Here is a 14,315-nt window from a genome sequence, read left to right on the forward strand (position 1 = left end):
CCTAAGCCCAGATTTTATCCGAGGACAAGCGCGATGGACTTTAGCATAAAAGCCTGTGATTGGAGCAAAGGCTCGACCAACGGATTCCTTACCGGGAAATCGGATTGCGTCGTGATCGGAGTGTTCGAGTCGCAGACGCTGTCGGGCGCAGCGCTGGAAATCGACGCGGCCACCAAGGGGCTGCTCACGCGCATCGTCAAGGCCGGCGACATGGACGGCAAGATCGGCAGCACGGTGTTCCTGCATGAAGTGCAGGGCATCGGCGCGTCGCGCGTGCTGCTGGTCGGCCTCGGCAAGCAGGATGCCTTCACGCAGAAAGCCTACGGCGACGCCGTGCGCGCGGCATGGCGCGCAATCCTCGGCACCAAGGTTGCGCAGGTCACGTTCACGCTGGCCCAGGCGCCCGTCAAGGAGCGCTCGTCGGATTGGGCGGTGCGCGCCGCGATCGTCGCGCTGCGCGAGCTGACCTACAAGTTCACGCAGATGAAGAGCAAACCGGACAACGGCTCGCGCGCGCTCAAGCGCATCGTGTTCAGCGTCGACGGCGCCGATGAAAAGCTCGCGAAGGTCGCCGCAAAGCAGGGCGTCGCGCTCGCGAACGGCATGGACCTGACGAAGGATCTCGGCAACCTGCCGGGCAACGTCTGCACGCCGACCTATCTGGCGAACGCCGCGAAGAAGCTCGCGAAAGACTGGAAGCTGAAGGTCGAGGTGCTCGGCCAGAAACAGCTCGAAGCGCTGAAGATGGGCTCGCTCCTGTCGGTCACGAAAGGCTCCATCGAGCCGGCGCAATTCATCGTCCTTCAGTATCAGGGCGGCTCCGCGAAGGTTGCGCCCGTCGTGCTGGTCGGCAAGGGCATCACGTTCGACACGGGCGGCATCTCGCTGAAACCCGGCGACAGCATGGACGAGATGAAGTACGACATGTGCGGCGCGGGCTCGGTGCTCGGCACGCTGCGCGCCGTCGCCGAAATGGGCCTGAAGCTGAACGTCGTCGGCATCATTCCGACCTGCGAGAACATGCCCGCAGGCAACGCGACGAAGCCGGGCGACATCGTCACCAGCATGAAGGGGCTGACGATCGAAGTGCTGAACACGGATGCCGAAGGGCGTCTGATCCTGTGCGACGCGCTCACTTACGCGGAGCGTTTCAAGCCTGCCGCCGTGATCGACATCGCGACGCTGACGGGCGCGTGCATCATCGCGCTCGGCCATCACAACAGCGGCCTCTTCTCGAAGGACGACGTGCTGGCGGGCGAACTGCTCGATGCGTCGAAGGAAGCGGGCGATCCGGCATGGCGTCTGCCCCTCGACGACGAATACCAGGAACAGTTGAAGTCGAATTTCGCGGATATCGCCAACATCGGCGGACGTCCGGCGGGCAGCGTGACGGCGGCGTGCTTCCTGTCGCGCTTCACGGACGCGTATCCGTGGGCTCACCTCGACATCGCGGGCACCGCATGGAAGAGCGGCGCGGCGAAGGGCGCGACGGGCCGTCCCGTGCCGCTGCTGTCGCAATTCCTGATCGACCGCGCCGCACAATGACGCATCGCAGTCCCCGCGCGCACGAAGCATTGAAGCAGGCTCGCCGATGACCCGCATCGACTTCCATTCGAACGTCGGCGATTCGCTGCTCTATGCGTGCCGTCTCGTGCGCAAGGCGTATCAAGCCGGCCAGCCGCTGATCGTGCTGGCCGAGCCGCCGCGGCTGCGCGCGTTCGACGAGCAGCTCTGGACTTTCTCTCCGCTCGACTTCGTGCCGCATTGCATGGCGGCGAGTCCGCTCGCGGCGCAAACGCCCGTCGTGCTCACGTCGTCGCTCGACGATGTACCCCATCATCAGATACTGTTGAACCTGAGCGCGACGGTGCCGACGCAGTTCGCGCGCTTCGAACGCCTGCTGGAAATCGTCGGCAACGAGCCCGACGAACTGGCCGCGGGCCGGGAGCGCTACCGCTTCTATCGCGATCGCGGCTATGCTCTAAACAACTACAAGCAGGGCGCCTGACGGTTCATGTCCGCTCGATGCGCAGTCTTGTCCGATTCGCGCGGAACCGCATCGTCCGATCTTTAAAGGGAGGCTTTCGTGTCCCAATCTTCTGACTCTTCCGATCAAGACATTCCCGTTCTGACCGATGTGATGGTCACGGGCCACGATCCCCATGCGAAGACGAAGCGCTCGAAGCGGCATGGGCATGGCCACGATACTTCGCATGCGCAGCGGCATGAAGCGGCGCAAGGCGACGACGCGCATCGAGAAGCGCATGAAGAGGCACATGAAGGTGCGCATGAAGATGCACATGAAGCGGCACATGAAGCGCCTCGCGAACGCGCTCACGAGCCGACCGCGCAAGAAGACGATGTGCCCGTGCTCGATTCCGTGTACGAACCCGCGCTTGACGATCTGCCGGGCGAGCCGGCGATGCATCCCGAACTCGAAGGAATGACGGCGCATGCGCAGCAAGCCGCGCACGACGAAGCGCTTGCGCCCGCGCGCGAGCCCGCGCAGTTCGTGCCGGGCGAAGCGGAGTTCACATCGGGATCAGCGGCTGAACGCTATGTCGCGCCGCCCGACCTCAGCGCAGCGCACACGCCGACCGAGCGCATCGACGCACCTGCCGACACGCCCGAATACGATGCGGACGTGCTGGCCGAACGCTTGCGCGCACGCTTCGCGACCTATCTGAAAGGCGAGGGGCGCAACCTGATCGAAGCGCGTTGCCGCGACGCGTTTCAGGATCACACGACGTGGCTCGTCAACCAGATCACGCGCGAAGTGGCGCTCGCGCTCGAAACGGAAATGCTGAGGTGGGTGCGCGAAGCGATCCGCGAAGAACTCGGCAACAGCGCGGACGGCAAGTAAGCGGCATTTGACGTTTTAATCCGCGCGTCGATGGTGCGCAACCGCAAGGCCGTACCCGGCGCCGTGCGTTATTTGAGCGTCATGATCCAGCTTGCGAGCGACGCCGCTTCGTCGGGCGTGACCTGCGTGTTCGCGGGCATCGGCACGGTGCCCCAAACGCCCGCGCTGCCTTCGACGATCTTGCGTGCGAGGTAATGCGACGCATCGCTGCGCGACGCGTACCGGGCGGCGACATCGTGCAGCGCCGGTCCCATGAACTGCCGCGTCACCGAATGGCAGCTCATGCAGTTCTCCTTCTGTGCGAGCGCGAGGCCTGTGGCCGATTCCGCGCGCGCCGCGCCGGCGAGCGCCAAAGCGCCTGCCAGCAAGACTGCCGCATACGACTTCGATTTCATTATGGTCTCCGCCCGCGACTGGGCCCGGCCTGTGGTGGACGCATTATAAAAGCAAAGGGGCACACGGCGATCCGTGTGCCCCTTCGTTCATCGAAGTATCGCGTTGCCTTCGTTCACAGCGATCCAGCGTTGCTGCGTTGCGTCAGCGAAGGCGGCGCTTGCGGCGTCAGTGACGCGAGCGCCGCTGGCCGCGTCAACCCGTGACGGCGCCCTTGTTCGCCGGCTTCGCGAGCGCCGCGAACTTGGCCAGCACGCCACGCGTGTAGCGCGGCGCGGGCTGCTTCCATGCTGCGCGGCGGCGAGCGAGTTCCGCATCGTCGACGTTCAGTTGCAGCAGCAGCTTGTGCGCGTCGATCGTGATCGAGTCGCCTTCCTGCACGAGCGCGATCGTGCCGCCGACGAATGCTTCCGGCGCGACGTGACCCACGACCATGCCCCACGTGCCGCCCGAGAAGCGGCCATCGGTGATGAGGCCGACGGATTCGCCCAGACCCTTGCCGATGATCGCCGAAGTCGGCGCGAGCATTTCCGGCATGCCCGGACCGCCCTGCGGGCCGAGATAGCGCAGCACGACGACGTCGCCGGCCTTGATCTTGTCGGCGAGGATCGCTTCCATCGCGCTCTGCTCGTCGTCGAACACGCGCGCCGGGCCCGTGATGACGGGGTTCTTCAGGCCGGTGATCTTCGCGACGGCGCCGTCTTCCGCGAGGTTGCCCTTCAGGATCGCGAGGTGGCCTTCGCTGTAGAGCGCCTTGTCGATCGGGTAGATCACGTTCTGGTCCGCGCGCGGCTTGCTTGGCACGTCCTTCAGTTCTTCGGCGATCGTCTTGCCCGTGATCGTCATGCAGTCGCCGTGCAGCAGGCCCGCGTCGAGCAGGAGCTTCAGCACTTGCGGGATGCCGCCTGCCTTGTGCAGATCGGTCGCGACGTACTTGCCCGACGGCTTCAGGTCGCAGATCACAGGCACTTTCTTGCGCATGCGCTCGAAGTCTTCGATCGTCCAGTCGACTTCCGCGGCGTGCGCAATCGCGAGGTAGTGCAGCACGGCGTTGGTCGAGCCGCCCGTCGCCATGATCAGCGCGACCGCGTTTTCGATCGACTTCTTCGTGATGATGTCGCGCGGCTTGAGGTCCTTCTTGACGGCTTCGACGAGCACGCGCGCCGATTCGGCCGCCGAATCCACTTTCTCCTGATCCGGGTTCGCCATCGTCGACGAGTACAGCAGCGACATGCCGAGCGCCTCGAACGACGAGCTCATCGTGTTCGCCGTGTACATGCCGCCGCACGAGCCCGTGGTCGGGCACGCGTTCTTTTCGACCCCTTCGAAATCTTCCTGCGACATGCGGCCCGCCGTGAATTCGCCGACGGCTTCGAACGACGACACGATGGTCAGGTCGGTGCCCTTCCAGTTGCCCGGCCTGATCGTCCCACCGTAAACGTAGATGCCGGGGACGTTCATGCGCGCGAGGCCGATCATGCCGCCCGGCATGTTCTTGTCGCAGCCGCCGATCACGACCACGCCGTCCATCCACTGACCCTGCACGCAGGTCTCGATACAGTCGGCGATCACTTCACGCGAGACGAGCGAGTACTTCATGCCTTCCGTGCCCATCGACATGCCGTCCGAAATGGTCGGCGTGCCGAAGGTCTGCGGGTTCGCGTCGGAGCGCCTGACGGCCTCGACGGCGGCATCCGTGAGGCGTTGCAGGCCGGCGTTGCACGGCGTGATCGTCGAGTGGCCGTTGGCGACGCCGATCATCGGCTTGTCGAAGTCGTCCTTCTGATAGCCGAGTGCGTAATACATCGAACGGTTCGGCGAACGCGCGACGCCTTGCGTGATGTTCTTCGAACGACGGTTGTACGGCATGGGGAGCTCCATCCAGTTGTTTGATCCGTGCGCCCGTTGGCTTGCTCGCGGCCCAATGGCCGGGCGGGCTGGCGTGGGTTCTTAAGTCTAGTTCGGGCGCGTCGCGCAAGAATGCAGTTTCTGCAAACGAATGTCCAATATATTATTCAGCGTCGATTAGGTCGTAAAATGTATCAATGAGCCTGCCCGCGATTCCCGATCTCCGCCAGTTGCGCTATTTCGTGACCGTCGCCGAAGAAAAGCACTTCGGGCGCGCGGCGGCGCGGCTGTCGATGACGCAGCCGCCGCTGTCGCAGGCCATCCGCGCGCTCGAGGACACGCTGGGCGTCGAACTGTTCGCGCGCACGAAGCGCTCCGTCGAACTGACGCAAGTCGGCGCGGATCTGCTGCCCGAGGTGAGGCGCCTGCTCGCGGCCGCCGAAGGGCTGCGGCCGCTCGCGCAGAGCCTCGCGCGCGGCGAGGCGGGCGTGCTGTCGCTGGCGTTCGTGTCGACGGCCGACTACGGGCTCCTGCCGCCGCTCTTGCGCGAGTTCGGCGCGCGGCATCCGCGCGTGCGGCTCGAACTGCTCGAGGCGACGAGCGACGTGCAGATCGACGAACTGGTGGCGGGACGCATCGACGCAGGTCTCGTGATCGGGCCGCTGCCGCCGCGCTACGCGGCGCAGCTGTCGTGGCTGCCGCTCGCGCGCGAGCCGCTCGTGATCGCGATGTCGACGGAGATGGCGGCGCGCATCGAAGGCGACGCGCAGAGTGCCGCCGAATGGCGCGACCGGCCGTTGAGTCTCGCGCAAGCGGGCGACGCGCCGCTCGTCGTTTTCCCAAGGCGTCTTGCGCCAGGCTTTTATGACATCATTATGGATTGCTACGGTGCGGCCGGTCTCACGCCGCGCATCGGCCAGGAAGCGATCCAGATGCAGACGATCGTAAGCCTCGTGTCAGCGGGGATGGGCGTCGCACTGGTGCCGCAATCGTTGCGTAACCTGCGGCGCACGGGCGTGGTGTATCGTCCGCTGCGCGAATCGGTGCCTGCTGTCGTTACGGGGCTCGTGTGGCGCACTGCGGAAGTGAGCCCCGTGCTGGCCGGTTTCATCGACATCGTGCGCGCGCATGCCGATGCACTCGCCGGCTAGCGGCCGGCACGTGCCGATGCGCTAGTGGCTGACATGGCGAACGCGCTGCGAACCCTTTATCTCCGCGCGCGTCCAATGCGCTTGAATAACGACGAACCCCTATAACGATACGATGCACATCCACCCGAATTTCGACCCCATCGCCATCCATCTGGGGCCGCTCGCCGTCCGCTGGTACGGCCTGATGTATCTGGTCGCCTTCGTCATGGCGATCGTCGTGGGCCGCCTGCGGCTGCGTCTGCCGCATGTCGCCGCGCAAGGCTGGACTCCGAAGGATATCGACGACATGCTGTTCTACGGCGTGCTCGGCACGATCCTCGGCGGCCGTCTCGGCTACGTGCTGTTCTACAAGGCAAGCTGGTACTTCGCGCATCCTCTCGACGTCTTCAAGGTCTGGGAAGGCGGCATGTCGTTCCACGGCGGCTTTCTCGGCGTGACGCTCGCGATGATACTGTTCGCGTGGCAACGCAAGCGCACGTGGCTGCAGGTGACGGACTTCGTCGCGCCGATGGTGCCGACGGGTCTCGCGGCAGGGCGTCTCGGCAACTTCATCAACGGCGAGTTGTGGGGCCGCGTGACGTCGCCGGATGCACCGTGGGCGATGCTGTTCCCGGGCGCCGCGAACGAAGACGCGGGCTGGATCGCCGCGCATCCGGCGCAGGCCGCGCAATGGCATCTCGTCGATGTGTTCGCGCAATATCACATGCTGCCGCGCCATCCGTCGCAGCTGTACGAGATCGCGCTCGAAGGCGTCGTGCTGTTCCTCGTGCTGTGGTTCTTCACGCGCAAGCCGCGTCCCGTGGGCGCGGCGTCGGCGGTGTTTCTGATCGGCTATGGCCTCGCGCGCTTCACGGTCGAGTTCGCGCGCGAGCCCGACGACTTCCTCGGCTTGCTGGCGCTCGGGCTGTCGATGGGCCAATGGCTGTCGCTGCCGATGATCATCGTGGGCATCCTGATGCTGCTGTGGGCGTATCGACGCAACGGCCGCGAGGCCGCGCAAACCATCAAGGCGAGCTGAGCATCGCGTCGCGTTCGTTCAGGCGGATATGAAAAACGCCACGGTATGCCGTGGCGTTTGTGTTTGCGCGTAGCAGTTGGCAAATGCGGATGGCAACTGCGGTTGGTGCGCGTTATTTCATCTGCACCGATCCCGACACGTTGACCGTCACCGTCGACGTGCCGCCTTCGACAGGCACGGGCGCGGCGGCCTTCGCGCTGTTGCCATCGGAGCGCATGCTCATCATCATCACCGGGCGCGGCGGCACGCCGCCGTGGCCGACGTTTACTTCGCGGATCGAATAGCCGCTGTAGCCGAACGCCTGCGCGGCGGCTGTTGCCTGCTGCCTGAACGATGCGATTGCCTGACCTGTCAGCTTTTGCTCGGCGGCGCGCTGCGCTTCCGGCGACAGCGAAAACTGCACGTTGCCGACCTGCATGATCGACGACAGTTGCCCCGCGAGCTTCGACGCCGCCGCGAAGTCGTGCGATTCGAGCACGATCTCCGTGCGGCCGCGCCATGCGGAGATGCGCCCATCGCGGTCCGTCGACGGATAGATCGAGAACGCCCCAGTGCGCGCCGTCACGCCCGCGACGCCCTTGGCTTTTTGCAGCGCCTGGTCGGCGTGCTGGTTCAGCGTGCCCGTCAACGACGATGGATCGCTCGCTTCCTGTTCGTAGAACAGCGTGATATCGACGACGTCCTGCGGCACTTCGGCGCTCGCCTGCGCGTTCAGCGACAGGACGCCCGCAGGCTGATACTGCTGCACAACGGTTTGCGCGTTTGCGGCGGCGGGCGTGAGCGCGAGTGCGAGAGGCGCCGCGCATGCGCCGGCGAGCGCCCACACGAGCGCGGATTTTTTCGTCATTGTTCGACTCCTTCGTTGAGCAGATTGTGCGCGCATGCATCGACGGTGCGGCGCACGTCGTTCGTTCGACGCTCGCGCGTGACATGGCGCTTGCGGGCGATTAGGCGTTTGAAAAGGCCAACTGGTTCCCCGAGTTCATTCGAGCATCGCTTCGAATGCGAGTGTGCGACCCGATGCCGCGCGGTTGAATGCGGACCCGTCGGCCTCATGCACCTTGGGCTTTATGCGGCTTGCTTCGCGAGCTGCTTCGTGATGAACGCCCACTCGGCTTCGGTGACGGGCGTGATCGAAAGCCGGTTGCCTTTCGCGAGCACGCGCATGTCAGCGAGCTCGGGATGCGCGCGCAACTCGGCGAGCGGAATCAGCTGGATCTTCTTCTTGAACACGACGTCGACGAGCGTCCAGCGCGGCGTTTCCTGCGTCGATTTCGCGTCGTAGTAGTCGCTCTTCGGATCGAACTGGGTCGGATCGGGATAAGGCGCCGACGAGACTTCGGCGATGCCCGCAATGCCGGGCTCCGGGCAGCTCGAGTGATAGAAGAGCACGCCGTCGCCGATCTTCATGATGTCGCGCATGAAATTGCGCGCCTGATAGTTGCGGACGCCCGTCCATGGCAGCGTGCGCTGCGGCGCGTTAGCGAGATCGTCGATGCTTGCTTCGTCCGGTTCGGACTTCATCAGCCAGTAGCGCATGAGTCGATTGAACGTGAAGAAGAGGGAAGGGTTTGCCGATCAGTTCTCGCGCAGGCAAGCGCGCAAAGAAAAACGGCACCGGACAAAGTCCGATGCCGTTCATTGGGTCCCCGCCATAGCCGCTAGGCCGGCATCCTGAACCTGAGGTTCAGAATTGGTCGCAGTTAGCAGCACTTCGGGTACATCAGACTGAGTGACGCGCACGCCCGTGCTACAAATTTCCGCAACCGTGCACATAGCATTGGTTCAAGGAATATATGACCTTGGCGAACCAGGCAGGGAAGCTGAAAAACGTTTGCTCTACAACATTGGCCTGATTGCCGATCAATCAAGCCCATCGCGATTCATTTACTGCACGCTGTACTGTTGAATAACAGTGCCCAGCTGCTCGTTCATCTGATGCATTGTACGCCGGATTTCCTCGGCGGGAAACGATTCTCCGTGACGTACGCTGGCTTGCAGCCTAAGCAGTTCCGATGCCAGCGACAGCGCCGCCATCACGGCGATACGGTCCTGGCCGCGCACGCTGCTGTTGGCACGGATCTTCGTCATCTCGGCGTCTACACGCGCCACTGCTTCGAGCAGCGCCGTCTCCGTTTCCGGCGAGCAGGCGAGACGATAGAACTGGCCGAGGATCGACACTTCGATCTGCTTCGTGCTCATGCATTTTCTCCCTGGCGGGTCGCGTCGTTGTTCGCGTCGTGATTGGCCTGCGCCTGCTGTTCGGGCGCGAGGAGATCGAGTTGATTGTCGGGCTCGTTATGACCACGCGCGCGCGGCAGCTTCTCGAGGATCGCGTTCAGACGCACCTGGGCGTCGTCGATCTTCGCGGACAGCGCATCGCGCTCCGCCTGCAGTGCGTTGCGTTCTTCACGGACCTGTTCGAGTTCTGCGCGGGTGGATTCGCATTCGGCACGCGCTTGCGCGAGCTGTTCTTCTAGCGCGATGCGCGCCTCGTTATAGCGCTGGCTGATCTCGATCAGCCGGCCGATGTTCTGTGACAGTGTTTCGAGTTCGGTGAGCATGTGCTGCGTCCTCTAAAGACATGGCATTCTAGCGCGGAATGTCGCACGCTCGGACATTTGTCTCGTTTCGAGACGTAACAGTAACGCGTTAAAGCCGCATTATCCAGGTGTCCATCCGCATTTAACGCATTTTTACCCCTTAAAAAGGGGCTTTTTTAACAGTCCCCCTTTGGGCATTCGTACGACGTCCCGCGTTTCTTGACGCGTTTGCTCACCACTTCTACACTTGCGGCGCTCTGGTGCCCGCGCGCGGTATCGCGCCGCGCGCAGTTAAACGGGAAGCAGGGAGCGAAGTCCTCTCCGGACGAGCCAACCTGCGCTGTCCTCGCAACGGTACAACGACCGCAGATCCTGCAGGTCGACCCATGCACGCGTCGAACCGTCTGTGTGTTCGAACGCCGTGCGAGAAGCCACTGCGCGCTTGCGCGCGGGAAGGCGGGTCGGCAAGTCGTCAGCCCGGATACCGGCCAGAGGCAAGGGGCGCGTCGCCCCTTGGACAGGCAACGGCCCACGAGGAGCGGGCCGCGCATAGGCCCACAGGATTCTTTCGATGCTCACCCCGCTGTTCCCGCGCGTTGCGCGTGCGCCGTACGCCGCGCTTGCCGTCCTTGCATACGCACTCTCGTGTGCGCCGTCCGCAGCTTGCGCGCAGACCGAGGCACAGCCTCAACCGCAGCCCCGAACACAGACCCAGGACCACGCGGACCCATCCGCCACGACGACGGATGGATCGGACAGCGGCACCGGGAAGCCTTCCGCAAAACCCTCTGCCGCGACCATCTCGACGGACGCCGGCCCCGATGCGCCGACGCTCTCGCCGATCGTGGTCACTGCGGAGCGCGGCGCCCAACGTCTCGCCGATGCCATTCCGCAGACCACGCTGTTCGACGCACAGGACATCGCCGATACGACCGCGCGCGATCTGCCCGGGCTGCTTCAACTCGCGCCCGGCGCGCAGATCGTGCGCAACGGCGGTCCCGGCTCGACGTCGAGTCTCTTTCTGCGCGGCGCGTCGGCGACGCAATCGCTCGTGCTGATCGACGGCGTGCGCGTCGATTCGGTGAGCCAGGGCAGCGCGCAGCTCGAACAGATCCCGCTCGACCAGATCGATCATGTCGAAGTGGTCAACGGCAATGTGTCGGCGCTGTACGGCTCGGGCGCGATCGGCGGCGTCGTGCAGGTGTTCACGAAGGACGGCGGCAATCATCCGCCGCGCTTTCACTTCGAGGTCGAGTACGGCAGCTATCACACGCAGCGGCAAGCGGCGGGCGTGGACGGCGCGCTCGACAAAGACGGCAAGACCACCTTCAGCGTCACGCTCGCGCGCGCGAAGACGGATGGCTTCTCGTCGATCGATCCCGCGCTCGCGCCCGTCAATCCGAACGCGAACGGCTACTTCAACGAGAGCGTGAGCGCGTCGCTGCGTCACAGGTTCAACGACCGATGGGACGTGGGCCTGCGCTATTTCCAGTCGAACGGAAACGACAGCTTCGACAATCCGTTCGGCCTGCCCACCGATCTCAACAATCTGCACAGCAAGGTGCAGACGGCGTCCGCGTTCGCGAACGGCAAGCTCACTGACTGGTGGACGACGCACTTCATCGCCGCGACCGGCAACGATCGCAGCAACACGGCCCTCAACGGCGACTATCTGTACCGCTACGATTCGGACAACCGTCAGTACACCTGGCAGAACGATTTCACGTTTGCGCGCGATCACAAGCTGCTGATCGGCTATGAGCATCTGGACCAGACGCTCGACTCGAACCAGTACACGGCGCCCGACCGTCACGTGAACTCGGTGTTCGCGGGCTACTCGGGGCGCCTGGGCAACAACCAGATTCAGGCGAATGTGCGGCGCGACCAGTACTCGGATTTCGGCGGAGCCAACAGTTACTATCTGGGCTATGGCTACGACTTCGACGAGCACTGGAAGGCGACTGCAAGCTGGTCCGATGCGTTTCGCGCGCCGAGCTTCAACGACTTGTACTTCCCGTTCAGCGGCAATCCGCTGATCCAGCCGGAGCGTAGTCATTCCGTCGAGGCGGGCTTGCAGTACGCATCGGATGCGCTGGGCCTGATGAAGCTCACTGCGTTCGAGACGCGCTATACGAACCTGATCGACTACGTGCAGACGACGCCGGGCATCTACGTTGCAGAGAACGTCGGCCATGCGAAGGTGCAGGGCATCGAAGGATCGTGGGCGGGACATGTCGGCAGGACGGATGTGCGCGCGGCCGTGACGTTCCAGAATCCCGTCGATGAAGACACGCATACCGATCTGAACCGGCGCGCGCGTCACTTCGCGTCGTTCGCCACGAACCGCAATATCGGCAGCTGGCGCGTGGGCGGGGAATGGATTCTGAGCGGCGAGCGCGTCGATGGCGGCACGCCGCTCGGCGGTTATGGCATTGTGAATCTGTCCGCGCGCTATCGCATCACGAAGGCATGGTATGTCGCTGCGCAGATCCAGAATCTCTTCGACAAGGACTATGAACTTGCCTACACGTACAACACGCCGCGACGCAGCGCGTACATCACGCTTGGCTGGCAGCAGCAGTAACGCGCGATGAGCGGCGCCGTGCAACGTCAACCCCTTCATGTCGCGCGAAGCATGAGTGCGAAGCGCGCGCTCGCGATCTGGGCCACGCTCGGCGTTGCCGCGCTCGTCGTGTTCGTGGCGTCGCTCGCATTGGGCAGCGTCAGCGTCGCACCGCTGCGCGTGTTCGCTGCGTTGCTGCCGTCGCACGACGCAGCCGGCGATCTGGCTGTCGAGATCGTTCGCACGCTGCGGCTGCCGCGCGCGCTCGCGGGCTTCGGATGCGGCGCGCTGCTCGCGCTCGCGGGCGCGTTGCTACAGGTGCTGTTGCGCAATCCGCTCGCCGAGCCGTATGTGCTCGGCGTGTCGGGCGGCGCGGCGAGCTTCGCGCTCGTCACGATGATCGCGGGTTGCGCGTGGTGGATCGTCGATGTGTCTGCATTCGCGGGTGCGTTCGCGTCGATCCTGCTCGTGCTCGGACTCGCGCGCGGCGCGTTGTGGCGCGGCGAGCCACAGGACGCGTCGCCGCGTCTTCTGCTGACGGGCGCCGTGATCGCAGCGGGGTGGGGCGCCGTCATCACGCTGCTGCTGACCGTCGCACCCGACAATCGTTTGCGCGGCATGCTGTTCTGGCTCACCGGCGATCTGAACGGCGGCGGTATGCCGTGGCTCGCGCTTGCCGCGTTGTGCGTGGCGTTGATCGCAATCGTGCCCGCCGCGCCGCAACTCAATGTGCTGCTGCGCGGCGACGCAGCGGCGCAGGCGCTCGGCGTGCCTGTGATGCGCGCGCGGCTGCGCGTGTATCTCGTCGCATCGCTGGCTGCCGCGGCGGCCGTGACGACGGGCGGCACGATCGGCTTCGTCGGACTCGTCGTGCCGCACATGCTGCGTCTCGCGTTCGGCAACGATCAGCGGATGCTGCTGCCCGCGGCCGCGCTCGGCGGCGGCGTCGCCGTGATGGGCGCCGATCTGGTCGCGCGCATCGTGATCGCACCCGCGCAGTTGCCTGTCGGCGTGATCACGGCATTGACGGGCGTGCCTGTGTTTCTGTGGATGCTGCTGCGGCGGAGGCGCGCATGAATGCACGCGCCGCGATCGAGTACACGTTGCACGCCGACGGGCTGACGTTGCGTGCAGGCTTGCGCACGCTGCTCGACGATTTCACGCAAACGTTCCATCCCGGCGAGGTCTGGTGCATCGCCGGGCCGAACGGCGCGGGCAAGACCACGTTGATCTCGACGCTCGCGGGCCTGCTGCATCCGGCAAAAGGTCATGTCGAACTCGACGGCAGGCGCGTGAACGAATGGCCGCTTGCGCGGCTCGCGCAGCGTCGCGCGCTGATGCCGCAAGCGTCGCACGATGCGTTTAGCGCGAGCGTGCTCGATATCGTGCTGCTGAACCGCTTTCCGCATCTGGCCGGGTGGGGCTGGGAGCGCGACGAAGATCGCGCGGCTGCGCATGACGCGCTCGATACGCTCGGTCTCGCGGATTTCGCTTCGCGCGATGTGCTGTCGTTGTCGGGCGGCGAGCGCCAGCGCGTCGCGCTCGCGGCCGTGCTGTGCCAGGACGCGCCGTTGCTGCTGCTCGACGAGCCGCTCGCGCATCTGGACCTGCATCATCAGATCGATTGCCTCGAAGCGTTGAACACATGGACGCGCGGGGCGGGGCGTACAGTGATGTTCTCGTGCCACGATCTGAATCTCGCGCGGCGTTTCGCGACGCATGCGCTGCTGCTCGAAGGCAATGGCGTCGCGCATGCGGGACCCGTGCGCGATGTGTTGACACCATCGCTCGCGAGCCGCGCATTCGGCTATCCGCTCGTGCTGATCCGCGACGGCGACGACGAAGCGCTGATTCCGGCAACGCGTCCATTGGCTCGCACCGACCCTGCATGAACCGCGCTTTTTACGCAGATACCTTATGCAGACACATTACGCAG

The 14,315-nt window shown here is 64.7% G+C and carries 14 protein-coding genes, 1 other RNA gene and 1 riboswitch; of the genes, 8 read left to right on the forward strand and 7 right to left on the reverse strand.

Features of this window, described 5'->3' with window-relative positions; all coding sequences use genetic code 11:
* The first annotated feature begins 33 nt into the window (after positions 1–33).
* The 3 genes from BN2476_RS12055 to BN2476_RS12065 all read left to right on the forward strand — a co-directional run bounded on the left by BN2476_RS12055 (position 34) and on the right by BN2476_RS12065 (position 2,863).
* Positions 34–1,545: a leucyl aminopeptidase gene (locus tag BN2476_RS12055; protein WP_087734394.1), complete on the forward strand. Its 1,512-nt coding sequence runs from the start codon at positions 34–36 to the stop codon at positions 1,543–1,545.
* Positions 1,546–1,591: 46 nt separating this feature from the next.
* A complete protein-coding gene (locus BN2476_RS12060; protein ID WP_087734395.1) occupies positions 1,592–2,008 on the forward strand; it encodes a DNA polymerase III subunit chi in 417 nt (138 codons plus the stop codon).
* Positions 2,009–2,086: 78 nt separating this feature from the next.
* Complete coding sequence (locus tag BN2476_RS12065; RefSeq protein ID WP_087734396.1) at positions 2,087–2,863, forward strand: DUF2486 family protein; 777 nt, start codon at positions 2,087–2,089, stop codon at positions 2,861–2,863.
* Between the two features lie 68 nt (positions 2,864–2,931).
* On the opposite strand, the gene BN2476_RS12070 is transcribed toward BN2476_RS12065, so the two are convergent.
* Positions 2,932–3,258, reverse strand: a complete 327-nt coding sequence (locus BN2476_RS12070) for a c-type cytochrome (protein ID WP_087734397.1) — start codon at positions 3,256–3,258, stop codon at positions 2,932–2,934.
* Between the two features lie 193 nt (positions 3,259–3,451).
* Positions 3,452–5,125 (reverse strand): dihydroxy-acid dehydratase, encoded by a 1,674-nt coding sequence (gene ilvD, locus BN2476_RS12075; protein ID WP_087734398.1) that lies wholly within the window; start codon positions 5,123–5,125, stop codon positions 3,452–3,454.
* A gap of 176 nt (positions 5,126–5,301) precedes the next feature.
* Here ilvD and BN2476_RS12080 point away from each other — a divergent pair, with 176 nt between their 5' ends.
* Both BN2476_RS12080 and lgt read left to right on the forward strand, forming a co-directional pair.
* Positions 5,302–6,255: a LysR family transcriptional regulator gene (locus BN2476_RS12080; RefSeq protein ID WP_087734399.1), complete on the forward strand. Its 954-nt coding sequence runs from the start codon at positions 5,302–5,304 to the stop codon at positions 6,253–6,255.
* Positions 6,256–6,367: 112 nt separating this feature from the next.
* On the forward strand, positions 6,368–7,273 hold the full coding sequence (gene lgt / locus BN2476_RS12085; RefSeq protein ID WP_087734400.1) for a prolipoprotein diacylglyceryl transferase: 906 nt from the start codon (positions 6,368–6,370) through the stop codon (positions 7,271–7,273).
* A gap of 112 nt (positions 7,274–7,385) precedes the next feature.
* On the opposite strand, the gene BN2476_RS12090 is transcribed toward lgt, so the two are convergent.
* From BN2476_RS12090 to BN2476_RS12110, 5 genes are all read right to left on the reverse strand, one after another.
* Positions 7,386–8,120: an SIMPL domain-containing protein gene (locus BN2476_RS12090; RefSeq protein WP_087734401.1), complete on the reverse strand. Its 735-nt coding sequence runs from the start codon at positions 8,118–8,120 to the stop codon at positions 7,386–7,388.
* Positions 8,121–8,341: 221 nt separating this feature from the next.
* On the reverse strand, positions 8,342–8,812 hold the full coding sequence (locus tag BN2476_RS12095) for an EVE domain-containing protein (RefSeq protein WP_087734402.1): 471 nt from the start codon (positions 8,810–8,812) through the stop codon (positions 8,342–8,344).
* Between the two features lie 103 nt (positions 8,813–8,915).
* Positions 8,916–9,097: non-coding RNA, 6S RNA (ssrS, locus tag BN2476_RS12100), on the reverse strand.
* A gap of 63 nt (positions 9,098–9,160) precedes the next feature.
* A complete protein-coding gene (locus BN2476_RS12105; protein WP_087734403.1) occupies positions 9,161–9,475 on the reverse strand; it encodes a cell division protein ZapA in 315 nt (104 codons plus the stop codon).
* The gene (locus BN2476_RS12110) at positions 9,472–9,837 is read right to left on the reverse strand and encodes an ATPase (RefSeq protein WP_087734404.1); all 366 of its coding nucleotides are present in this window, start codon (positions 9,835–9,837) and stop codon (positions 9,472–9,474) included. Before BN2476_RS12110 ends, BN2476_RS12105 begins: the two co-directional genes overlap by 4 nt.
* Before the next feature lie 220 nt (positions 9,838–10,057).
* Positions 10,058–10,323, forward strand: a riboswitch (cobalamin riboswitch).
* A gap of 64 nt (positions 10,324–10,387) precedes the next feature.
* Here BN2476_RS12110 and BN2476_RS12115 point away from each other — a divergent pair.
* From BN2476_RS12115 to BN2476_RS12125, 3 genes are read left to right on the forward strand one after another with little or no spacing between them, the layout of a single operon-like run.
* Complete coding sequence (locus BN2476_RS12115; RefSeq protein ID WP_087734405.1) at positions 10,388–12,400, forward strand: TonB-dependent receptor plug domain-containing protein; 2,013 nt, start codon at positions 10,388–10,390, stop codon at positions 12,398–12,400.
* Positions 12,401–12,406: 6 nt separating this feature from the next.
* On the forward strand, positions 12,407–13,456 hold the full coding sequence (locus BN2476_RS12120; protein WP_087734406.1) for a FecCD family ABC transporter permease: 1,050 nt from the start codon (positions 12,407–12,409) through the stop codon (positions 13,454–13,456).
* Positions 13,453–14,271: an ABC transporter ATP-binding protein gene (locus BN2476_RS12125; RefSeq protein ID WP_087734566.1), complete on the forward strand. Its 819-nt coding sequence runs from the start codon at positions 13,453–13,455 to the stop codon at positions 14,269–14,271. Before BN2476_RS12120 ends, BN2476_RS12125 begins: the two co-directional genes overlap by 4 nt.
* The last annotated feature ends 44 nt before the right edge of the window (positions 14,272–14,315 follow it).

Origin of the sequence: Paraburkholderia piptadeniae, assembly GCF_900007165.1 — a bacterium.
GTDB classification, from domain to species: domain Bacteria; phylum Pseudomonadota; class Gammaproteobacteria; order Burkholderiales; family Burkholderiaceae; genus Paraburkholderia; species Paraburkholderia piptadeniae.